General features: G+C 35.4%; 19 protein-coding genes and 1 tRNA gene. 13 read left to right on the forward strand and 7 right to left on the reverse strand.

The features are described from left to right. Positions 1-61: 61 nt before the first annotated feature. The 4 genes from ACIEHO_RS00460 to ACIEHO_RS00475 form a co-directional block, all read right to left on the reverse strand. Positions 62-1,099, reverse strand: coding sequence for a serine hydrolase domain-containing protein (locus tag ACIEHO_RS00460; RefSeq protein ID WP_406967519.1), 1,038 nt, complete (start codon positions 1,097-1,099; stop codon positions 62-64). 118 nt (positions 1,100-1,217) lie between these two features. Further along, positions 1,218-1,288: transfer RNA gene (locus ACIEHO_RS00465), tRNA-Cys, on the reverse strand. Positions 1,289-1,404: 116 nt separating this feature from the next. Next, on the reverse strand, positions 1,405-1,767 hold the full coding sequence (folB, locus tag ACIEHO_RS00470) for a dihydroneopterin aldolase (protein WP_406967521.1): 363 nt from the start codon (positions 1,765-1,767) through the stop codon (positions 1,405-1,407). Positions 1,768-1,829: 62 nt separating this feature from the next. Continuing rightward, complete coding sequence (locus ACIEHO_RS00475; RefSeq protein WP_406967523.1) at positions 1,830-2,039, reverse strand: zinc ribbon domain-containing protein; 210 nt, start codon at positions 2,037-2,039, stop codon at positions 1,830-1,832. Between the two features lie 125 nt (positions 2,040-2,164). On the opposite strand from ACIEHO_RS00475, the gene ACIEHO_RS00480 reads away from it, so the two are divergent. The 7 genes from ACIEHO_RS00480 to ACIEHO_RS00510 all read left to right on the forward strand — a co-directional run bounded on the left by ACIEHO_RS00480 (position 2,165) and on the right by ACIEHO_RS00510 (position 9,251). Continuing rightward, complete coding sequence (locus ACIEHO_RS00480) at positions 2,165-4,162, forward strand: glutamine--tRNA ligase/YqeY domain fusion protein (protein ID WP_406967525.1); 1,998 nt, start codon at positions 2,165-2,167, stop codon at positions 4,160-4,162. A gap of 75 nt (positions 4,163-4,237) precedes the next feature. After that, on the forward strand, positions 4,238-4,717 hold the full coding sequence (locus ACIEHO_RS00485) for a DUF1761 domain-containing protein (protein ID WP_406967527.1): 480 nt from the start codon (positions 4,238-4,240) through the stop codon (positions 4,715-4,717). A 67-nt stretch (positions 4,718-4,784) separates the two neighbouring features. After that, positions 4,785-5,939, forward strand: coding sequence for a GNAT family N-acetyltransferase (locus ACIEHO_RS00490; protein WP_406967529.1), 1,155 nt, complete (start codon positions 4,785-4,787; stop codon positions 5,937-5,939). A 249-nt stretch (positions 5,940-6,188) separates the two neighbouring features. After that, a complete protein-coding gene (locus tag ACIEHO_RS00495) occupies positions 6,189-7,853 on the forward strand; it encodes an ATP-binding protein (protein ID WP_406967531.1) in 1,665 nt (554 codons plus the stop codon). Next, the gene (locus tag ACIEHO_RS00500) at positions 7,840-8,472 is read left to right on the forward strand and encodes a response regulator (protein WP_406967533.1); all 633 of its coding nucleotides are present in this window, start codon (positions 7,840-7,842) and stop codon (positions 8,470-8,472) included. The genes ACIEHO_RS00495 and ACIEHO_RS00500 overlap by 14 nt, the downstream gene beginning before the upstream one ends. A gap of 109 nt (positions 8,473-8,581) precedes the next feature. Further along, entirely contained in the window at positions 8,582-8,929 is a 348-nt protein-coding gene (locus ACIEHO_RS00505; RefSeq protein ID WP_406967535.1) for a hypothetical protein, read from the forward strand. Between the two features lie 109 nt (positions 8,930-9,038). Next, positions 9,039-9,251, forward strand: a complete 213-nt coding sequence (locus ACIEHO_RS00510) for a hypothetical protein (RefSeq protein WP_406967537.1) — start codon at positions 9,039-9,041, stop codon at positions 9,249-9,251. Between the two features lie 59 nt (positions 9,252-9,310). Here ACIEHO_RS00510 and ACIEHO_RS00515 read toward each other — a convergent pair whose 3' ends face one another. Next, positions 9,311-10,234 (reverse strand): SPFH domain-containing protein, encoded by a 924-nt coding sequence (locus ACIEHO_RS00515; protein WP_406967539.1) that lies wholly within the window; start codon positions 10,232-10,234, stop codon positions 9,311-9,313. A gap of 73 nt (positions 10,235-10,307) precedes the next feature. Here ACIEHO_RS00515 and ACIEHO_RS00520 point away from each other — a divergent pair, with 73 nt between their 5' ends. Continuing rightward, the gene (locus ACIEHO_RS00520) at positions 10,308-10,994 is read left to right on the forward strand and encodes a hypothetical protein (protein ID WP_406967541.1); all 687 of its coding nucleotides are present in this window, start codon (positions 10,308-10,310) and stop codon (positions 10,992-10,994) included. 202 nt (positions 10,995-11,196) lie between these two features. On the opposite strand, the gene ACIEHO_RS00525 is transcribed toward ACIEHO_RS00520, so the two are convergent. Continuing rightward, a complete protein-coding gene (locus ACIEHO_RS00525) occupies positions 11,197-12,717 on the reverse strand; it encodes a sialate O-acetylesterase (protein ID WP_406967543.1) in 1,521 nt (506 codons plus the stop codon). A 9-nt stretch (positions 12,718-12,726) separates the two neighbouring features. Next, a complete protein-coding gene (gene gltX / locus ACIEHO_RS00530) occupies positions 12,727-14,238 on the reverse strand; it encodes a glutamate--tRNA ligase (RefSeq protein ID WP_406967545.1) in 1,512 nt (503 codons plus the stop codon). Between the two features lie 190 nt (positions 14,239-14,428). Between gltX and ACIEHO_RS00535 the strand changes: the two genes are divergently transcribed. From ACIEHO_RS00535 to ACIEHO_RS00555, 5 genes are all read left to right on the forward strand, one after another. Continuing rightward, positions 14,429-17,851 carry a DUF4175 family protein gene (locus tag ACIEHO_RS00535; RefSeq protein WP_406967547.1) on the forward strand — a complete coding sequence of 1,141 codons (3,423 nt, stop codon included), beginning with the start codon at positions 14,429-14,431 and terminating at the stop codon, positions 17,849-17,851. Continuing rightward, entirely contained in the window at positions 17,848-18,264 is a 417-nt protein-coding gene (gene ybeY, locus ACIEHO_RS00540; RefSeq protein ID WP_406967549.1) for an rRNA maturation RNase YbeY, read from the forward strand. The genes ACIEHO_RS00535 and ybeY overlap by 4 nt, the downstream gene beginning before the upstream one ends. 73 nt (positions 18,265-18,337) lie before the next feature. Beyond that, a complete protein-coding gene (gene mnmG / locus ACIEHO_RS00545) occupies positions 18,338-20,209 on the forward strand; it encodes a tRNA uridine-5-carboxymethylaminomethyl(34) synthesis enzyme MnmG (protein WP_406967551.1) in 1,872 nt (623 codons plus the stop codon). 167 nt (positions 20,210-20,376) lie between these two features. After that, positions 20,377-21,237 (forward strand): class I SAM-dependent methyltransferase, encoded by an 861-nt coding sequence (locus ACIEHO_RS00550; RefSeq protein WP_406967553.1) that lies wholly within the window; start codon positions 20,377-20,379, stop codon positions 21,235-21,237. A 250-nt stretch (positions 21,238-21,487) separates the two neighbouring features. Further along, the gene (locus ACIEHO_RS00555; protein WP_406967555.1) at positions 21,488-22,009 is read left to right on the forward strand and encodes an OmpH family outer membrane protein; all 522 of its coding nucleotides are present in this window, start codon (positions 21,488-21,490) and stop codon (positions 22,007-22,009) included. The last annotated feature ends 40 nt before the right edge of the window (positions 22,010-22,049 follow it).

Below are 22,049 nucleotides of genomic sequence, written 5' to 3' on the forward strand. Positions count from 1 at the left end.
CGTTTAACGGTTTGTATATGGTGTGTAAACCGAAGGGTATGCACTATACGCTTTGTTGTGGCTAGTTTTTATTTCTAATTATTTTTATAATTCTATCATACATTATTTCCGATAATCTCCAGTTGTAGCCTTCAAAGTCGACTGTATTTGTAAATTGAATGACTACCGCATCGATATCATTGTTATATTTGGCAATCGTTTGATAGCCTGGAATCAAACCTGTATGTTCAAACTCGTATATTGAGGTGTAGATTCCCTGTTCTTTTTTATCTGTAAATACAGAGCCATCATTTAGAGCTCTAACAAATTTGCCTACATCTTCCGCTGTTGCCAACATTGAGCCAATATCATCAGTTTTTAAATCTTTATCATAGCCTACATAGTAACCACTCATTACATCATCTATATTTACATTTTTAATTGAGCCAAAAGTATAGTTTAGGTTAAGAGGGGTTAAAATCTCTTCCTGAATGTAACGGAATGTATCATATCCAAGGACTCGGTTCATTATTCTGTTGAGTAATAAATAGTTTGTGTTGCAATATTCATAATCTTCACCAGGTTCAAAATTTGCTTTCTTATCAAGAACTAAGGCCAATTTTTCATTATCAGATTCTTTTGGATTAACCCAGTAATTAAAAGTATCCGTGAAATTTGGGATGCCACTACGATGCTGAACTAACATTCTGACAGTTATTTTATCAGCATTTTCTATTCTACCTTTCAATTCAGGTAAATATTCGACTAGGGTTTTATCTAATGAGAGTTTACCTCTATTCACTAGTTTTGAGACAGCAACTGCATTATACAGTTTATCTACACTGGCAATTTTAAATAATTCATGTGGATCTGCTGGGGTTTTACTCTCCCTGTTTTTAGTTCCAGCAGCATAAAAATCAGGCTCCTTTCCACCTATATCTACATATACAATTATACCATCAAAACCATAATCAGTTGCTTGATTAACTTGTTCCTGAACGTTTTCTGGAAGGGGATTTATCCATGCCTTTATTATTGGCCAAGGAACAAAATACAAAGAGATTATAGTTCCCAAAAACAGTAGAATTCTAATTATCCATTTTGATTTCTTTTTAGTCATCCTGTTTTTAGTACGATATTATCAAATTAGCCACAACGACTTGATATGAAATCGATTGAATGTTTTATATCTAAAGTTAAAACAATAAAAGCTTCCAGCCCAAACTGAAAGCTTTTAGAGGCGTCGAGCGGATTCGAACCGCTGTAAAAGGTTTTGCAGACCTCTGCCTAGCCACTCGGCCACGACGCCAATTTTAAAAAAAGATTATCAAAACAGGTTTTGATAAACCTCTGAAATTGTCATTCCCGAGACATCGGGAATCTGCTGCAAATGTAAAAAAAATTAAGACTTTTCAATAGTTAAAATCAATTTTTACGTTTTTCGGTCATTTTAATCGTAACGCGCTCCACGTCACCACCAATAGGCGGATTGAGTTTGCTTACCCAAACTGTGGCGCGATCAACTAGTTTATCTTCTTCAAAAATACGTGATAAAATGCGTTTTGCAACGGTTTCGAGAAGATGTGAGGCAATGTTCATTTCCTCTCTAATAACCCTATTTAAAAACACATAATCAACCGTATCGCTCAATGCATCAGTATTAGCCGATGTACGTAAGTTGGCTTCTATCTCTAAATCCACACGGTAGTCACTGCCTATTTTTGTTTCTTCCTTTAAGCAGCCATGGTAGGCAAATACTCGTATGTTTTCAACTTTTATAATTCCCATGTGGCAAAAATACTATTCAGTTCGTTATAGTAAGTAAAATTTCATAAAGAAATTTGTCTCACTTAATTTGTAAAAAAGTCAAAAACATTGCTAATAGCACTTGTTTTGGTTTTATAAAATTCGGTATATGTACAGTGTTCGCAAGTTACCGAAGTGAATTTTTGGCTTTGAACATCAAATATTTTGGATAGCGTACCGCCAGTGGCTCGCATTTGTCCCACCTTATAAGTTTTGTTATGACATTTAGGGCATTCGTAATTTCTGTGCTGCATGGTTTTGTGTTTTATTTATTGGTAGTAAATACGATTGATGTGTTACATTTTAAAAGCCATCACAACATTAAATTCATATAAAATTACCTAATTTTGTAGATCTCATTTTGAATGAAGTACACATTATGTCTGAAGAAAGAAAATCTCTCAATTTTATTGAGCAAATTATAGAAGAAGATTTGGCAAACGGATTGCCTAAAAACGATTTGCGTTTCCGTTTTCCACCCGAACCTAACGGCTATTTGCACATTGGGCACACCAAAGCCATTGGTATTAGTTTTGGCTTGGGCGAGTATTATAAAGCCCCGGTTAATCTTCGATTTGATGATACCAATCCGGCCAAAGAAGAGCAAGAATATGTCGATGCTATTAAAAAGGATGTCGCTTGGTTGGGCTATAACTGGGACAAGGAATTGTTCTCTTCAGATTATTTTCAGCAGTTGTATGATTGGGCCGTTAAACTGATTAAAGAAGGAAAGGCTTATGTAGATTCACAAAGTAGTGAAGCCATGGCCGAACAGAAAGGCACACCAACGCAACCAGGCGTTGATGGACCCTATAGAAATAGGACTATAGCTGAAAACTTGGATTTGTTCGAAGGCATGAAAAACGGGGAGTTTGACGAGGGCGAGCACATTTTACGTGCTAAAATTGACATGCAACACCCTAATATGCTAATGCGCGACCCTATTATGTACCGGGTTATGAAAAAGGCGCACCACAGAACGGGTAACGATTGGTGTATATACCCCATGTACGATTGGACACATGGCGAGAGTGATTATATTGAACAGGTTTCACATTCATTGTGCTCCTTGGAATTTAAGCCACATAGAGAGCTTTATAATTGGTTTTTAGACCAAGTGGTTAATCCTGACAAGTTAAGGCCTAAGCAACGCGAATTTGCACGTTTAAACCTAAGCTATACCATTATGAGTAAACGTAAGTTGCTCAAATTGGTAGAAGAAGGTGTTGTTTCTGGTTGGGACGATCCTAGAATGCCTACTATTTCCGGTTTGCGACGTCGCGGCTATACCCCAACATCGTTAAGAAAGTTTGTGGAAACCGTTGGAGTGGCCAAACGCGATAATGTGATTGATGTATCGCTTTTAGAGTTTTGCATCCGTGAGGATTTAAATAAAACAGCACCTCGTGTTATGGCTGTTTTAGACCCGATAAAACTTGTTATTACTAATTATCCAGAAGATAAAGTAGAGTGGCTGGATGCTGAAAACAACCAAGAGGACGAAAGCGCCGGATTTAGAAAAGTGCCGTTTTCAAGAGAGCTTTATATTGAAAAAGACGATTTTAAAGAGGAAGCAGGTAACAAATTTTTCAGATTGAAGCTGGGAGGCGAAGTGCGACTTAAAAATGCTTACATCATAAAAGCTGAAAGTGTTGTAAAAGACGGTGACGGAAACATTACTGAAATCCACTGTACCTATTCTGAAGATACTTCTAAAAAAGTAAAGGGGACACTACATTGGGTATCGATTCAACATGCCATAAAAGCTGAGGTTAGGGAGTACGACAGGTTGTTTATGGATGAAGCCCCTGATGCACATCAAGACAAGGATTTTATGGAGTTTTTAAATCCGAATTCCCTAAAAACCATTGAAGCTTTTGTTGAGCCTAGTTTAAAAGAGGCTAAAATAAGTGAGCGATTCCAATTTCAACGATTGGGTTATTTTAATGTAGATGATGATGCTTCCGAAGAAAAATTAATCTTCAACAAAACGGTGGGGTTAAGAGATTCTTGGGCTAAAGTAAAACCTAAACCTAAACAGGAACAACAGGCAAATAAATCTACTCCGCAAAAACCGCAACGGAAGGCCATCAATGTTATACAGCAATTAGGAAAAAAATACACTAATTATCCAGAAGATAAACAGGCGAAAGTGAAGGCCGAAATACAAGAATTAGCAAAAGAAGTAAGTTACGACGAATTGGCACCACTTTTCAATACTGCGGTAAAAAAGGTAGGAACTCGTATTGCGGTGACTTTGGTTTTGGGAGTTTTGTTAGAAAATGGCCTAGATAAGAATGACGCTATTAATGAGTTTATTACTAAGGCGCTTGAGGATAAGAACGACATTTTGGTGTTAGAAGCTCAAGCTATTTAACTGGTTTTGAGTGTTTAAAATAGTTAGTATTATAATTTTATTTATATTTAACTTCTAACTAAAATTTATACTATTATGGAAATGAATTTTTTAGCAATTCTAGTTGCTGCCGTTTCGGCGCTTTTTGTTGGGTTTATTTGGTATAACCCAAAAGTATTTGGTAATGCTTGGATGAAAGCAGCCGACATGACTGAAGAGAAAATAAAAGGTGGAAACATGGCAAAGATTTTTATTTTAGCCTTCATTTTTGCTATTTTATTGGCCATGTCTTTGATGCCAATGGTTATTCATCAAATGGGAGCATTTAGTTTAGCTCAAGGCGAATTAGGGGTTCAACCTTCTTATGAAGCTTTTATGGCAGAATACGCTAACGAGTTTAGAACATTTAAGCACGGTGCTTTTCACGGTATTTTAGCAGGAATCTTTATTGCATTGCCAATAATAGGAACAAATGCCTTATTTGAACGCAAAAGCGCCAAATACATTTTGATTAATGCCGGATATTGGATTGTTACCCTCGGAATTATGGGAGCCATTATTTGTGGTTGGAAATAATCTTTTTGTAAACTTTTAATATATTTAGAGACTGAGAATTGTAATTTTCAGTCTTTTCTTTTTTGTATTGATACATTATAAAATTTATAACTCATTTAGAGAACTTTCCGAAGGTTGGGATGCTTTGGTAAGACACGATGTGTTTCTGCAAACGCATTATTTACAAGCCATGGAAGAGGCCTCGCCACAAAATATCCACTGGTACTACATAGCGGTTTTTAGTGGTCAAGATTTAGTAGGAATTGCTATCACCCAACGCGTACAGTTGTATTTAAAAGACATGTTTAGGGATACGCAAGTGTCGTGCATAAAAACGTTTTTTAAAGATTTGGTCTCGCGGGTTTTAAAAGGAAACATTTTAGTTGTTGGTAACCTTACGCATACCGGGCAACACGGCATTTTTTATAAAAAGGAATCCCTGTCTCAAGCTAAATTTTTTGAAGTCATTTCTTCTGCTTTGGAAGATATAAAAGAACGGATCAAACAAAATCAGAACAAAACAATCAGAGCCATTGCGCTGAAGGATTTTTTTAAAGATGACCCCATCCACAAAGCGAAACAGGTTTTCGAGGATGCGAAGCTTTACCAAATCTATGTGCAGCCCAATATGCTGCTTTCTGTTAGGCCAGAATGGTTAACTTTTCAGGATTATATTTTGAGTCTAAATAAAAAATACCGCGACCGCTACAAAAGGGCAAGAAAGAAAAGAAACTCCATAAAACCTATTGAATTGAGTTTGGACGACATCAAAAGGCACACCCCGGAGCTTTATAAGTTGTACTTGAATGTTTCCAATAATGCCAAATTCAATACCTTTTTATTGCCAGAAAATCATTTTTATAGCTTAAAATCCCAGCTCAAAGAAAACTTTAAAGTTTATGGGTATTATCTAAAAAATGAGTTGGTTGGTTTTTACACGTTAATACTCAATAATCAAGATTTAGAAACCTATTTTTTGGGTTACGATAAAGAACACCAATACCCTAATCAGTTATATTTAAATATGTTGTATGACATGCTCGAGTTTGCTATTAACAACAAATTCAAAACTGTGGTTTATGCCAGAACGGCCATGGAAATAAAAAGTTCGGTAGGAGCAGAGGCGAGGCCTATGGTGGTATATTTAAAGCACACCAATGGATTTTTAAATGCGGTGCTTAAGCAAATTTTTAAATTAATGAATCCTTCGGAAGATTGGCACGAAAGACATCCTTTTAAATAACAGAACACACTTGTTGTGCATTTTGATAGAATTCGTCGTTTCGAGTGAATTTCACGATAGAACGAGTGAAATTTGTATCGAGAAAAGTTCCAATATCAATAAATGGTTCTCGATACGATTTTTCATTCCTCAAAATCACTCGAACTGACATTTAAACTTAATTTTATCTTCAACACGTACAAAAGGTAAAAAACATTTGTTTTTATTAACTTGTTACCCTTCGTATTTCACTAACTATTGACTTTACAAATGAGCCTAAGAGCCTTAATATTGATTATTATAAATAGCCTAATTTTTTTGGTGATACTCATGCTGTCGATTACATTTTACAATCAATTTTCGAACGTTTTGGATGATAGAATTTTACTTCAACTGAATTCTATAAAAACACTAAAGCAGATACATGTTGAAAATTTAATAAAAAGTGAATGGAATGGGTTTTTAAACGCTAAGTCCAATCAGTATTCGGTTGAAAACCTTAGTATCGAGTTGCCCGAAACCGCATTGGATTCTTCTGGTATTTACGATTTTAGCGAGTATGATAAACAAGGCACCACTTCAATAGGTCTTGTTTCGTTGGTGGGCCAAGAAACCAAGGTGAAGATTATAGATTATAACAAGATTAAGGAGATATTGTTGGAAAGGGCAGGAATGGGAAACAGTGGTGAATCTTATTTGGTTGGAGCCGATTTTAATATGAGGTCTCAATCACGATTTTTACCCGAAAGAAAACCATCGAGCATAGAGGTGAAAACAAAGGGTGTAATTGACGCACTTTCGGGTAAAAGCGGTAGAGGAGTTTTTAATGATTATCGGGGTGTTGAGGTTTACAGCGTTTATAGTCCTATCGAAATTTCTAACTTAAAATGGGCCATACTTTCAGAAATAGATACGCGCGAGGTTAAAGCACCTCTGGAACAACTAAAATTAAGGCTTTTAGGACTCATAGTTGTCATTATGGTGGTAGCCATTGTTTTATCACTTTTTCTTACCAGAATTATTACCAACCCCATTACAAACATGCAGAAAAGCTTGAAAATAATGGCGGCTGGTGACTACAATCAAACCAACGACTTTGTAATAAACTCAAACGAAATAAAAGAGATGTTTGACGCCTTGGCGAACTTAAAAAAATCGCTTCAAGGTGCTGTAAAATTCTCCAATGAAATTGGAAAAATGAATTTGAATTCTAAATACGCTCCGAAAAGTCAAAATGATTTATTGGGAAAGAGTTTAATAAAGATGCGTGATAAACTTATTGAATTTAGAAATAAAGAAAATAAGAGCCGTATTAATACTAAAAGGCTAATGGTTGATGGTCTTGAAAACGAAAGACGACGGCTTTCGCGCGAACTTCACGATGGTATAGGTCCCTTATTAACCTCTTTAAAGTATTACATTGAAAATAGAATTGAAAGCGAAAAGCAAAAGGCCGAAATGAAAAAAATACTGGACGATACCATTACCGAGATCCGTTCTATGTCCAACGACTTAATGCCGTCATTAATCGATGATTTTGGCGTTGGTGCGGCTTTGACCAACTTTGTAGATGGTATAAAAAAGCACTCAGGTGTTATAATAGATTTTGAAGATTTATCAAAACCAAACGATAGTAAGATTACAAAAAATCAAGCCATCAATATTTTTAGAATTGGTCAAGAACTAATCAATAACACATTAAAGCATTCCAATGCCAAAAACATAAGAATTACACTTTCTGAATTTGACGATTTCATATCACTTTTTTATTTTGATGACGGTGAAGGCTTTAATATGGAAACGGTTAAATTAGGTTCTGGAATTATCAATATGAAGGAGCGCGTTGAAATCTGTAACGGTGATATTAATATAAAATCTAAACACGGAAGCACCACTTTTGAAATTGAATTACCTGTAGAAAATGAAGAAAATTAAACTAATAATAGCTGATGATCATGAACTTTTTAGAAATGGCTTGAAAGAGTTATTGAAAAAGCATGACGATATTGACATTATAACTTCGGTAGGCGATGGACAAGAATTTTTAGAAGCCATTGAAAGGAATAAAGATATTGACATCGTTTTACTTGATATCACTATGCCCAATATGGACGGGTTTGAAGTTTTAAACAAAATTAAGGACTTAAATTCTACCGTTAAACCCATAATCATATCCATGCATGATGATGGTAATTATATTGCCAAATGCGCTAAGGGAGGCGCATATGGTTATCTTCTTAAAAATACCGATGAAGATGAACTAATAAAAGTGGTACGTATAGTTAACCAAGGCAAAAAATATTTTAGTCCCAAGATATCTGAAAAGATGATAAATTTTATGTCTGAGCATAAGGTTAGTGAAAATATACTTTCAAAAAAGGAAAAAGAGGTTTTAATTTTAATCTCCGATGGGCTTACCACCAAGGACATAGCCTCCAAATTGTTTGTTAGTACAAGAACCATTGAAACCCACCGGGCCAATATTTTAAAAAAGCTAGAGGTAAAGAACACCGCCGAGTTAATTAAAAAGGCCACTCAGATTAACTTAATTTAGGGTTTTATCCGTATAAATACGGATGTAGATTACGTGGTTTTAGGTAACTCTAAAAAGTGTATTTCGTATTTATTTTTGTGACAAACAATAAAAAAAAAAATGAAATGTCATGAAAAATATCACATTGATTCTAGCCTTAATATTTATTTCTTCATCTGCAGCTTTTGCACAAAAAAGAAGTGAATTAAAGGGACCAGCTTACAAAAATTACAAGCCCTGGAAGCATAAATCTACCCCAACTGTTATTTATACCGAAGAAAATAAAAAGTCTGATTTAACCGGACCAGCTTACAAAAATTATAAACCCTGGAAAGATACAACTGAAGCCTCTTATGCTGTAGTTAAATTTGGTTCAGAAAAGTCAAAATTAATGGGACCTGAGTTTAAGAACTACAAGCCTTGGAGAAAAAATAATGATAATGAAGATACTCGCATAGCCAAGAACGACTCAATTTAAACAAATCAATTTTTTTGATTTAGAACTGGTTGAAGGTTAAATTAGTAGTTCTTTAAGATGTTTTTCGCTTACTTTTTTGTATTTTATTTACAAAAGAAAACATACATAAATGGAACAAGCAAAAACAGATATTTTAACCGAAATTTCATCACTTACCAGAACCATTGAAGAACGATACCCTGAACTTCAAAAGTATTTGGGTGAAAGCCGCGGCACGTTGCCGCAAGGAGAAGTAAATCATACTTTAGATAAAGAAGCATTGGAAGATTACCGAAATACCTTAAAAGAGCTGATACGGGGTTACGAAAAGAAAGGTAAATAAAAAGCCTGTAGTATGTTAATACCCTACAGGCTTTCATATTTTGAAAAAGAAGTTAATAATTATTTATCTTCCTTTTTTCTGGAATTTTTCATGGCTTCGCCTATTTGATTACTCGCCGTAAAGCTAGCTACCATATCGTTTAGCATGTTACTGCCCGTTTGAGGTGCATTTGGCAATAAAATGAGGTTACTATTGGTTTCTTCACCAAGTGATTGTAAGGTGTCGTAATGTTGCGTTACAACGATTAATGCCGAAGCTTCCTGGCTATTAATACCTACACGGTTTAACACTTCAACAGATTCTTCTAAACCACGTGCAATTTCACGACGTTGGTCGGCTATTCCTTGTCCTTGTAAACGTTTGCTTTCAGCTTCAGCTTTTGCCTTTTCAACAATCAAGATGCGTTGGGCATCACCTTCAAACTGTGCCGCAGTTTTTTCTCTATCTGCTGCATTAATACGGTTCATAGCTGCCTTAACCTGCGCATCTGGGTCAATGTCGGTAACTAATGTTTTAATAATGTCAAAACCATATTCCAACATAGCATCGTTTAATTCTGCTTTTACTGCTAAGGCAATATCATCTTTTTTAACAAATACATCATCCAATTTCATCTTAGGTACTTCGGCACGCACCACATCAAATACATAACTGGTAATTTGATCGTGCGGATAATCCAATTTATAAAAGGCGTCGTAAACTTTTTGAGTTAAAACCCGGTATTGAACCGATACTTTTAAGCGTACAAATACATCATCTAAAGTTTTGGTTTCAATAATAACATCCAACTGTTGAATTTTTAAACTTAAACGCCCGGCAACCTTATCTATTATCGGAATTTTAAGCTGAAGCCCAGATTGGCGAATACTCTGGAATTTACCAAAACGCTCAATAATGGCGGCCGTTTGTTGTTTTACAATAAAGAAAGAGGCTATAAATATAAAAAGGCCTAAAACAATAAAGGGGATGTAAAAGAAGTTCATGATGTTTAGTTTAAGGTTTAAGAAAATTAAAATACAAAAATACACTATATTTGGTCGCTAATAATCCGTACAAATGAATTATAACCGACTTTTCTTATTGGTAGCAATTACCCTATGTTTTGTTACAAATAGTTTGGCCCAAAGGGGCAATTACCATATAACCAATGGTATTAGTGTTACTGGTGGTATTTCAAAATTTAACATTTTGACCGACAATTTTGAAACTAAAGAATCCAACGGATTTGCTGGAGGGTTTTTGGCCACTGTAGATATTCCATTGCGTTGGTATAATATAAGTTTCGGTATGCAACTTGCAGAAAACCATGTTGAGGTTTTGGGTCGTCCTGCTTTAGAAAGCACTCAGGAAGAGTTTATAGACTATAAGCTATTTGCCGCTCAGGTGGCTATGTTTATGCATTTAAAAGTGGTGCCCAACCATTTTACAATCGATATTGGCCCCATGATCCAGTACAATAGTAAATTGGAGTATGATGATAAAAACCAAGAAGGTTATTATATAAACAACTACGCAAATTTAACAGCCGAGGATATTACTAATATTTCCCAGTTTCATTTAAACGGCGCTGTTGGGGCTTCCGCGGGTATTAAAAACTTTAAACTAAAGGCTCAATATATTTACGGCTTTACCAATATGTTAAAAAAATTGGAAAAGCAAGGTTTCGAAATTCCTGAAGGTGAAAATGCCCGTTTTAAAGGCAACCAAAGTATGTTGGTTTTTGGGGCTACGGTATCATTTTAAAGCAAACCTTTTTAGCTAACTTGAAATATGTTTGTTTAACTTCAAGGATATGCGTCGTTTCAATGACTTATATCAGTCGTTAAACGAAAGTGGCTGAAATTTTTTACAAAGTCAAGTAAATATTTTATGTCATAAAAACAAAAAAGTCTTCAAAACAGAAGATTACATCTATCTTAAAGGCTTAAATATTTCAATATATGTTTTAATCACCTATATCTGTTCTAAAGGGGGAGGCAGGCAGGTTTTCGGTATTATATAAGTTGCCTTTAGGTACATTTTCCCAGCCATATCTCACCGCTACTGGGTTGTATATACTATTGTTGTGAACAATAATTTTGTTTCCTTTTATCTCAGCTTTGGCAGGAACAAAGTTTTTGGAACTATTGGCAATGGTAAAACCATTAAGGGTATTTCCGCTGTATTCTAGGCCTCCGTAAACGTGTTCAAAATAAATTTCAACTTTATTTTTCTTAATACTGAAGCTATTTACAATAGGACCAGAATAGGCAATATTTTCATGATAGGCCAGAGCTCTTGCTGCCAACGATAAGCGATAACCAATGGGTTGTTTAAATGGAGGATGAATATCTGTTGCATCACCACAATCTGTAGTAACTACCATTGCCGTATTTTCTGTGTTTTGCAAAGTGAGCAATTGAGCCTCTCTAATTTCGGGGTTATTTTCTTTAAACGGAGCAATTTGCACAAACAAGAAAGGAAACTTGCCTATGTTCCAGTGTTTGCGCCAGTCGGATATTAAGGCAGGAAACAGCACTTGGTATTGTTTTGCAAAATCGCGATCAGATTCGCCTTGGTACCAAGCCACACCTTTTATGGGGTATTTTAAAAGCGGTGCTATCATGCCGTTAAAATAACAACTGACGTGCCTTCTTTTGTTAGGGTCTTGTGGTGGTTTAGATATGCGTGGTTGCGGTTCACCTGCTTTCTTCGCCATTTTTTTATCGTGCTCATATTTTGCTAACAAAGCATTTTTTTGAGCATTATAGGCTGCTAATTTTTCAGGGAATGTTTTTACAGCTTCGTCATATTTATTGACTAAAGCAATCAATTCAGAGTTTTGTGAAAGACCCGCTCTACTTGTCCAATATTTTGCCTGAGTGCCTCCTACAGCTGATAATATAATGCCAATAGGCAATGTTTTGGCTTCAAACAAATCTCTGGCAAAAAAATACCCTACAGCCGAAAATGATTCTATGGTTTCAGGTGAGCAAACCGTCCATAACCCATTGGTGTTTTCAATTGGAATGTCCGACGTTTTATGTGGAACATAATATTGCCGAATTAATGGATAGTTGGCTGCTTTTTTTTCATTTTCGTAGTTGGTTATTGTTTGATATTTCCAATGCGGGGACATTTTTCTTTCCATATTAGATTGACCACTGCAAACCCAAACTTCTCCTATGTATATGTCCTGAATAACAACAGAATTGTCACCGGTTATTTTCATAACATAAGGACCACCGGCGCTCATTGCAGGTAATAAAGTATGCCAATGATTTTTTTCAACTACAGTGTTAAGAATATATCCGTTAAATTCAATTTGAACTTTCTCCCCATTTTGCCCAGTTCCCCAAACCGGTATGTTAACCTTTTGTTGTAAAACCATATGGTCAGAAAACAAACCATTAGGGTCTATCGCAAATAAATTGACAGATTGAATAAAAAATATTAAAGTGAAAAGTGGTTTAATGCAAAGCTTCATCAGAGCTGTTTATAATGTTTTTATAACATTTTCAATACGCTTAACTGTTTCATTCTTCCCAATCATAAACATAATATCAAACACATCGGGGCCTTGCAAAGCGCCTACCAGAGCTAAGCGCAAAGGCATCATTACTTTTCCAAAACCTATTTCGTTATCGGTTATCCATCCTTTTATATCTTTTTGTAAGGCGGTTACGGTAAAATCGTCAATATGTAAAATGATGGTTTTCAGTTTTTCCATAAGTTCTAAAGTTCCTTCTTTAAACGCCTTTTTAGCTGCTTTTTCATCGTATGCTGTCGGTGGAGTAAAAAAGAAGTGGCTCAGTTCCCAAAAATCGGAAACAAAGGTGGCGCGTTCTTTTATTAAGCCTACCACCATAGTAACGTAGTTTTCATCAATTTCAGACAATTCGGGTATTATAGATTTAAACTTTTTGGCTAAAATGTTATCATTTTGCTCTTGCATATAATGGTGGTTAAACCACTTGGTTTTATCAGGGTCGAAACGGGCGCCCGACTTGTTTACTTTCTTTAAATCGAAAGCCTGAACCAATTCTTCCAACGAGAAAATTTCCTGCTCTGTTCCAGGGTTCCAACCTAAAAAAGCTAAAAAGTTAACCATGGCTTCGGGAAAATAACCGTCTTCTTTATACCCTCTGGATACCTCATTGGTTTTTGGGTCCGTCCATTCTATTGGAAATACGGGGAAGCCCATTTTGTCACCATCACGTTTGCTCAGTTTTCCTTTTCCGGTAGGTTTTAAAATGAGTGGTAAATGTGCGAATTCTGGTGCATCCCAACCAAAAGCTTGGTACAATTGATAATGTAATGCCAACGAAGGTAACCATTCTTCACCACGTATAACATGACTGATTTCCATTAAATGGTCGTCAACTATATTCGCTAAATGGTAAGTAGGCATACCGTCACTTTTAAACAACACTTTGTCGTCTAAAATGTTAGTGTCGATTTTAATATCGCCACGAATAATATCTTTTAAATGCAGTGTTTCGTCCTGCGGGCTTTTAAAGCGAATAACATAATCTTCACCAGCATCTAGCTTTGCCTTAACATCTTCCGCGCTAAGCGATAACGAATTTTTTAATTTAAGTCGGTTATGCCAATTGTAAATAAAGGTTTTTCCTTTGGTCTCATGGTCTTTTCTGTGGAAATCGAGCGCTTCGGCCGTATCAAAGGCATAATAAGCGTTACCAGAACCTATAAGTTGGTCGGCATATTGTTTATATAAATCTTTTCGTTCGCTTTGGCGGTAGGGGCCAAATTTTTCATTTTTTCCAGGGCCTTCGTCAAAGTCCATACCGCACCAATTTAAGGCGTCCATAATGTATCGCTCGGCACCTTCAACGTAACGGTTTTGGTCGGTGTCTTCAATACGTAAAATGAATTTTCCGTTATTTTTTTTTGCATACAAATAATTGAATAGAGCGGTACGAACACCCCCAATATGTAGTGGTCCGGTTGGGCTTGGTGCAAAACGCACACGAACGTTTTTGGTCATGTTTATTTTAAATTTTGCTCTTAAATAGTGATATTTAAGTATCGATTGAAAATTGTTATCCCGAACTTTTTTCAGGATTGTGGCAAAGATACAATTAACAGCTAATTAAGAACCTTGTAAAAAATAAAATTGTAGTTTAGTAAGTTGAAATGGTTTGATTCTGTTATATCAAACCAATTGATATAAATCGATGGATAATTTTAAAATTATACAGAACAAGCTTGAGGCATTTATAAGGCGCTATTACACTAATGAATTGCTAAAAGGCGCTATTTTGTTTTTCGCCATAGGTTTGCTCTATTTTCTACTTACTTTATTTATAGAACATGTGTTATGGCTTAATACAACAGCCAGAACCATTTTATTTTGGCTATTTATTGCGGTGGAATTGGGGTTGCTCGTTAGGTTTATTTTTATTCCGTTGGCTAAATTGTTTAAGCTTCAAAAAGGGATTGATTACCAAGTAGCTTCAAAAATTATTGGTAAGCACTTCCCAGAGGTAAATGACAAGCTTCTGAATGTATTACAACTACATCAAAACCAATCCACATCAGAATTATTACTGGCCAGTATCGATCAAAAGTCGATAGAATTATCGCCCATTCCGTTTAAGTTGGCCATTAATTTTAAGAAGAACCTGGGTTATTTAAAATATGCTGCTATCCCTGTGGCTATTATATTGTTAACCTTTCTATCTGGTAATTTCAATTGGTTTAGTGATAGTTACAAACGTGTGGTACACTATAAAACCGCTTACGAACCACCAGCTCCGTTTCAGTTTTTTGTGGTCAATGAAAATTTAAATGCGATTGAAAATAGAGATTTTAAACTTATTGTAAAAACGGTAGGGGACGTAGTTCCAGAAAGCGCACAAATTGTCTATAATAATGAAACCTACTTTTTACAACAAAAAGATTTAGGTGCCTTTGAATATGTGTTTTCTCAAATTAGCGAACCAATAGCTTTTCAACTTACCGCCAATAATGTCACCTCAAAACCTTATCGTGTTAATGTTGTAGAAACGCCATCATTACTTAGTTTTAAGATGGTTTTAGATTATCCCAATTATACCAAAAAGAAAGATGAAGTACGTAACAGCACCGGTAATGCATTGGTTCCAGAAGGCACTAAAATAATGTGGCGGTTACAAACTAAATCGACTGATGAGGTGTTTTTATATGCCAACGATACTACTGCTTTTAATAGTGACCAATCCGGTATTTTTGAAACCTCAAAGCAGGTTTTTAACAACTATGATTATACATTAAGTACAAGCAATAAAAACCTTAAAAACTACGAAAATTTAGCCTTCAGTATTGATGTTGTCAAAGACCAATATCCTGAAATTTCAATTACTATGAAACAGGACAGTTTGGATTTGCAGACGCTTTATTTTCATGGGCAAGTGAGTGATGATTATGGGTTTAGCAAATTGCAATTGGTGTATTATCCGCTAAATGATGAGAAAAGCAAGCGATTTGAGGCTATTCCTATGTCAAATTCCAATATCTCTGAATTCATCTCGGCATTTCCAAATAATTTGAATATCGCACCAGGAATTCCATACGAATTATATTTCCAAGTATTTGATAATGATGCAATTAATAGGTTAAAAAGTGCAAAAAGCACTGTTTTCACTTACAGGAAACGAACACGAGAGGAAGAAGAGCAGAAGAAGCTTGAAGAGCAAAGTGAAACTATTAATGATTTAAACAAATCTTTAGAGAAGTTTGATGAGCGGGAAAAGGAATTGGAGGAACTTACCAGAACACAAAAGGAAAAATCATTTTTAAATTTTAATGATAAAAAGAAGTTGGAATCTTTTTTCAAACGTCAGAAACAGCAAGATGACATGATGAAAAATTTCAACAAGAAATTAAAGGATAATCTTGAAGAATTTCAAAAGGAAAATCCCAGAGAGGATGATTACAAAGAAGAGTTAAAAGAACGATTAAAAGAGAACGAAGAAAAACTTAAAAAGGATGAACAACTTTTAAAAGAGATTGAAGAGCTTCAGGAAAAAATCAATAAAGAAGAACTGATTAAAAAGCTTGACGAATTAGCCAAGCAAAATAAGAATAAAAAGCGAAGTTTAGAACAGCTTTTAGAGTTGACGAAGCGGTTTTACGTAGAAAAAAAGTTAGAAAAGCTTCGTGATGATTTGGATAGGTTGGCTGAGGAGCAAGAGAATTTATCAGATAAACCTAAGGAAGAAAACACGAAAGAAAAACAAGAGAGCCTAAACGAAAAGTTTGATGAATATAAAAAAGAGATAGAAGAATTAGAGAAGCAAAGCAACCAGTTAAAAAAGCCGATCGATATTCCAAGAGATAAGCTTGATGAAAATGAAGTAGATGCTGAGCAGAATAAGGCAACTGAAGAATTGGAAAAAATGGAGCAAGAGGCTCAGCCAGATAGCGATGAAAGTGCCCCGCAAAATGGCCAAAAAGAACAGCTAAAGAAAGCAAAGCAAAGCCAAAAGAAAGCAGCGCAAAAAATGAAACAGATGAGCGCCAAAATGGGGAGTGCAATGCAATCTAGTGGTGGTGATCAGATGCAGGAAGACTCCGAGTCTTTAAGACAGATTTTGGATAATTTGGTCTTGTTTTCCTTTGACCAAGAAGCGCTCATGAATCAGTTTAAAGCTATTGAAAGTAACCACAATAAGTATGCTTCTTATTTAGTTAAGCAAAATGACCTAAAAGAACATTTTGAGCATATTGATGACAGTTTATTTTCGTTATCGCTTCGTCAACCCAAATTGTCAGAACAGGTTAATAAAGAAATCACTGATGTATATTACAATATGGACAAGGCTTTGAGTTTATTTGCTGAGAATCAAATTTATCAAGGGGTTTCCAGTCAGCAATTTACAGTTACAGCAGCTAACAATTTAGCTGATTTTTTGAGTAATGTGCTTGATAGTATGCAAGAGAGCTTGAGCATGTCTCCTGGCAAAGGAGGTCAAGGTGATATGCAATTACCCGATATTATCATGAATCAGGAGGAGCTAAATGAAATGATGGAAGATGGTATGAAAAAGGGTAAAGAGGGTAAACCAAAGGAAGGTGAGGGCAAGCAAAAAGGAGAAGGTGAAAAGGAAGGTGATAAAGAAGATGGTGAAGGTAAAAAGGGTGAAAATGGAAAACAACAAGGAAAGGATGGAAAAGATACTGGTGGAGAAGGAGAAGGAACCCATGAAGATATGAATGGGTTGCTTTATGAAATTTACCAGCAACAACAGCAACTGCGCCAAGCGTTGCAGGATAAACTAAAAAAGGAAGGGCTAGGAGGAAATGGCGACGCTCTGGTTAGAAAGATGGAAGATATTGAATTGGATTTATTGAATAAGGGTTTCACCAACCAAACGCTTCAAAAAATGATGGATTTAAAACATCAACTTTTAAAAATGGAAAATGCTACGTTTCAACAAGGGCAGGATAATAAGGGTAAATCTGAAACCAATAAAAAACAATTCAACGGAAGCGTTAATAACCAAATTCCAACTGCGAAAGAATATTTTCAAACCACCGAGATATTAGATAAGCAAGCGTTACCTTTGCAGCCGGTTTATAAAAAGAAGGTTCAGAAATATTTCAAGAATACACCATGATTAATTTCAATTATGAGACCGATTTTCAATTGAAATCGGAATCAACAATTTCAAAATGGATTTTAGAGACCATAGCAACCGAGGAGTACAAGGTTGAAGAAGTTAATTATGTGTTTTGTGATGATGACTATTTACACAAATTAAACCTAGAATTTTTGAGTCATGATACGTTGACTGATATTATTAGTTTCGATTATTCGGTCGGAAAAATTATACAAGGAGATATTTTTATTTCAGTTGAAAGGGTGGAGGATAATGCTATAGATTTTGGTGTGTCTTTTGAAAATGAGTTACATCGAGTAATTATTCATGGCGTACTTCATTATTGCGGATACAAAGATAAGTCAGATAAAGACGCTTCTATTATGCGTTCTAAAGAGAATTTCTATTTAAACCAACTTGCTGAAAATTAATTATTACGGCGTATATTTGCAGTCCAAAAAAATGAATTGTTCCACGTGGAACATAGAATGAAAACTAAAAGTTATGTTTAACGAAGTTTATGATGTAATAGTTGTTGGGGCGGGTCATGCTGGAAGCGAGGCGGCGGCGGCGGCGGCAAATATGGGAAGCAAAACACTGCTTGTTACCATGAACTTGCAAAACATTGCGCAGATGTCCTGTAATCCGGCTATGGGTGGAATTGCAAAGGGGCAAATTGTGCGGGAAATTGATGCTCTCGGTGGGTATAGCGGAATCGTTTCAGATACCTCGGCTATTCAGTTTAAGATGCTCAACAAATCTAAAGGACCTGCGATGTGGAGCCCTAGAGTACAGAGTGACAGAATGCGATTTGCTGAAGACTGGAGAATGCTTTTGGAACAAACGCCTAATTTGGATTTCTACCAAGAAATGGTTTCCGGTTTGTTGATTGAAGGTGAAAACGTAATTGGGGTAAAAACCTCTCTGGGGATTGAGATAAAGGCAAAAACTGTGGTGCTAACCAATGGAACTTTCCTCAACGGATTGATTCATATTGGCGATAAGAATTTTGGTGGAGGCAGAGCAGGTGAAAAGGCCGCTACGGGAATTACCGAACAATTGGTAGATTTGGGTTTTGAATCCGGAAGAATGAAAACAGGAACACCTCCAAGAGTTGATGGAAGAAGTTTGGATTATTCTAAAATGACAGAACAACCCGGTGATGATAATCCGGAGAAATTCTCTTATTTGGATGTTACAAAACCGTTAGAGAAACAACGTTCTTGTCACATGACTTATACTAGTGAATTGGTTCATGATTTATTGCGTGAAGGGTTTGATAGGTCACCCATGTTTAATGGTAGAATTAAAAGTTTGGGTCCGCGCTATTGCCCGTCAATTGAAGATAAAATCAATCGTTTTGCAGACAAGGATAGGCATCAATTGTTTATTGAGCCTGAAGGTTGGAATACGGTTGAGGTTTATGTAAATGGGTTTTCAACCTCATTGCCAGAGGATGTTCAGTTTAAAGCTTTGCGTTCTGTTGCTGGTTTTGAAAATGTGAAATTCTTTAGGCCGGGTTATGCCATTGAATATGATTATTTCCCACCAACGCAATTGAAACATACCTTAGAAACTAAATTAATTAATGGTCTATATTTTGCAGGTCAAATTAATGGAACTACAGGTTACGAAGAAGCTGCGTCGCAAGGTTTAATGGCGGGTATAAATGCGAGTTTAAAGGTTCAAGAAAAGAACACTTTTACCTTAAAAAGGAATGAAGCATATATTGGTGTATTGGTTGATGATTTAATCACTAAGGGCACTGAAGAGCCATACAGAATGTTTACGTCCCGTGCCGAATACAGAACTCTGCTCAGACAAGATAATGCCGATTTAAGATTAACGCCTAAAGGGTATGATTTGGGGATTGCTTCGGAAAAGCGTTTGAAAAGAATGGAGGAGAAGCACGAGGCTGCGGAAAAATTTGTAGATTTTTTTAAAAACCTTAGTGTTAAACCAGAGGAGATAAACCCTGTTCTTGAAGAAAAGAAATCTGCGCATGTAAAGCAATCTGGAAAACTTTTTAAGATATTCGCTAGACCGAATATTGATATGGATGATGTGAGAAAGGTTGAAAATGTGGAGTCCTACATTCAAGAAAACAATTTGGATAGAGAGGTGATTGAACAAACTGAAATCCAAGTGAAATATTCGGGATATATTGCTAAGGAAAAAAATAATGCTGATAAACTGAGTAGATTAGAATATGTAAAAATTCCTGAAAATTTTGATTATTCGAAAATCAAGTCCATGAGTTTTGAGGCGCGTGAAAAGCTAAAAAAAGTACAACCAACCACGGTGTCTCAGGCATCAAGAATAAGTGGCGTGTCACCAAATGATATTTCTGTGTTATTGGTTTACATGGGGAGATAAAGTCAAAATTTATTAAATGTTCCACGTGGAACATTTAATTTGAAACTTGATTGTTGTCATTCCTACGAGGGCAGGAATCCACTTTAAATAACAAAATATACTCCTATTTATTACATTTGAAAACATACTTAAAAGTAATTTTGTTCCTATAAAACATTCATGAATTCGTGACAAAAGAAATCCATCAAAACCCATATTTAAGAGTAAAAGATTATTCCGTTTCGGGAGAAGAATTTCAACTGATTGAGAATTCTAAATTTGGTTTTCTGGAAACGCATCCGCAACCTTCCGCAGAAAAATTACCCGAGTATTACCAGAGTGAAGATTATATTTCACATACCGATTCGAAACGAGATCTTTTTGAAAAAGCATACCATCTTGTACGCTCTATTTCTTTAAAAAATAAATTGAGTATAATTAATTTCTATTCAGAAGGTAAAAAAACACTTTTAGATTTTGGATGTGGTACAGGCGATTTTTTACAAACGGCTAAAAATAATCATTGGAAGGTTAATGGAATAGAACCGAACGATCAAGCCAGAGAAATAGCTAATATTAAAACGAATAATTCAGTTTACAATATCGACGAGTTTTTAAAGTTTAAAGAAAACAGTTTTGATGTAATTACGCTTTGGCACGTTTTAGAACATTTACCTAATTTAGAAGAAGACCTTTTTAAATTTAAAAAATTATTGAAACCAAATGGCACATTAATTATTGCTGTTCCAAATTATAAAAGTTACGATGCGAAGCATTACAAAAAGTTTTGGGCCGCTTTTGACGTGCCGAGACATTTATGGCATTTCGACAAAAGTTCTATGGAAAAATTAATGGCGAGTATTTTATTGGAAGTAAAAAAAGTAAAACCCATGTGGTTCGATGCGTTTTATGTGAGCCTACTTTCTGAAAAATACAAATCAGGAAAAATGAATCCGATAAAAGGAGTCTGGATTGGATTGCTGTCAAATTTAAAGGCCTTGTCTACAAAAGAAGCTTCTTCTTTAATTTATATCATAAAAAATAAGTAAGACTTATTTATACGAATGGATTTTCTCAATTAGGAGCATAAACAACCAAACACCTTTATCTTTTTTTTAAGTCGCTTAGAACGCTTTATTTACATTTGTTTTTAATAATAAATAGTTATTTAACGACTCTATAATGATAGTTTTTGACTATATGTTAAATTCGCAATAATTCGGCGTTGGTTTATGCTATACTTTGTTACATTTGTCCGAATCAAAAACAAAAACCTAAATTAGAATTAATAATACAATCATGAAGAACTTAAATTATTTGTGTCTTGCTATGTTGGTCTTGGCTTCATGTCAAAAACCAAATAAAATTGGATATGTTGATAACGGAATCGTAATTAACGATTATCAAGAAAAGAAAGATATTGAGGCTAAATATCAAACTAAGGATGAAGTTTTCAGAAAGAAAGCTGATAGTGTTGGTCAAGCTTTTCAAGCCGAGGTGCAAGAAACTCAAAAAACGGCTCAGACAGCTTCACAGAGTAAGCAGCAAGAGCTTATGACTGGTTTGCAACAAAAACAACAAAAACTGCAACAACAAATGCAGGCCGAGCAACAGCAATTAACACAAGAATTTCAAACAGAAATAGACTCTGTAATCAGTAGAGTGAAAAAGTTCGTTAAGGAATATGGAAAAACAAACGGTTATACCTATATTTTAGGGACTACTGAAGCAGCCTCTACGATTATGTACGGCCCAGAAGAAAATGATTTGACACAAACAATGATTGAAGCTTTAAACGCTGAATATAAAAAATCAGAATAGTTAAGTAGTTGTAAAACAAACAGTTAAACCCTATAAAGAA

The organism is Flavisericum labens (genome assembly GCF_045446075.1).
GTDB classification, from domain to species: Bacteria; Bacteroidota; Bacteroidia; order Flavobacteriales; family Flavobacteriaceae; genus Flavisericum; species Flavisericum labens.

Coding starts and splice junctions, on each gene's coding strand:
- ACIEHO_RS00460 (WP_406967519.1), bottom strand. CDS start 1,099: ATGACTAAAAAGAAATCAAAATGGATAATTAGAATTCTACTGTTTTTG.
- folB (WP_406967521.1), bottom strand. CDS start 1,767: ATGGGAATTATAAAAGTTGAAAACATACGAGTATTTGCCTACCATGGC.
- ACIEHO_RS00475 (WP_406967523.1), bottom strand. CDS start 2,039: ATGCAGCACAGAAATTACGAATGCCCTAAATGTCATAACAAAACTTAT.
- ACIEHO_RS00480 (WP_406967525.1), top strand. CDS start 2,165: ATGTCTGAAGAAAGAAAATCTCTCAATTTTATTGAGCAAATTATAGAA.
- ACIEHO_RS00485 (WP_406967527.1), top strand. CDS start 4,238: ATGGAAATGAATTTTTTAGCAATTCTAGTTGCTGCCGTTTCGGCGCTT.
- ACIEHO_RS00495 (WP_406967531.1), top strand. CDS start 6,189: ATGAGCCTAAGAGCCTTAATATTGATTATTATAAATAGCCTAATTTTT.
- ACIEHO_RS00500 (WP_406967533.1), top strand. CDS start 7,840: ATGAAGAAAATTAAACTAATAATAGCTGATGATCATGAACTTTTTAGA.
- ACIEHO_RS00505 (WP_406967535.1), top strand. CDS start 8,582: ATGAAAAATATCACATTGATTCTAGCCTTAATATTTATTTCTTCATCT.
- ACIEHO_RS00510 (WP_406967537.1), top strand. CDS start 9,039: ATGGAACAAGCAAAAACAGATATTTTAACCGAAATTTCATCACTTACC.
- ACIEHO_RS00515 (WP_406967539.1), bottom strand. CDS start 10,234: ATGAACTTCTTTTACATCCCCTTTATTGTTTTAGGCCTTTTTATATTT.
- ACIEHO_RS00520 (WP_406967541.1), top strand. CDS start 10,308: ATGAATTATAACCGACTTTTCTTATTGGTAGCAATTACCCTATGTTTT.
- ACIEHO_RS00525 (WP_406967543.1), bottom strand. CDS start 12,717: ATGAAGCTTTGCATTAAACCACTTTTCACTTTAATATTTTTTATTCAA.
- gltX (WP_406967545.1), bottom strand. CDS start 14,238: ATGACCAAAAACGTTCGTGTGCGTTTTGCACCAAGCCCAACCGGACCA.
- ACIEHO_RS00535 (WP_406967547.1), top strand. CDS start 14,429: ATGGATAATTTTAAAATTATACAGAACAAGCTTGAGGCATTTATAAGG.
- ybeY (WP_406967549.1), top strand. CDS start 17,848: ATGATTAATTTCAATTATGAGACCGATTTTCAATTGAAATCGGAATCA.
- mnmG (WP_406967551.1), top strand. CDS start 18,338: ATGTTTAACGAAGTTTATGATGTAATAGTTGTTGGGGCGGGTCATGCT.
- ACIEHO_RS00555 (WP_406967555.1), top strand. CDS start 21,488: ATGAAGAACTTAAATTATTTGTGTCTTGCTATGTTGGTCTTGGCTTCA.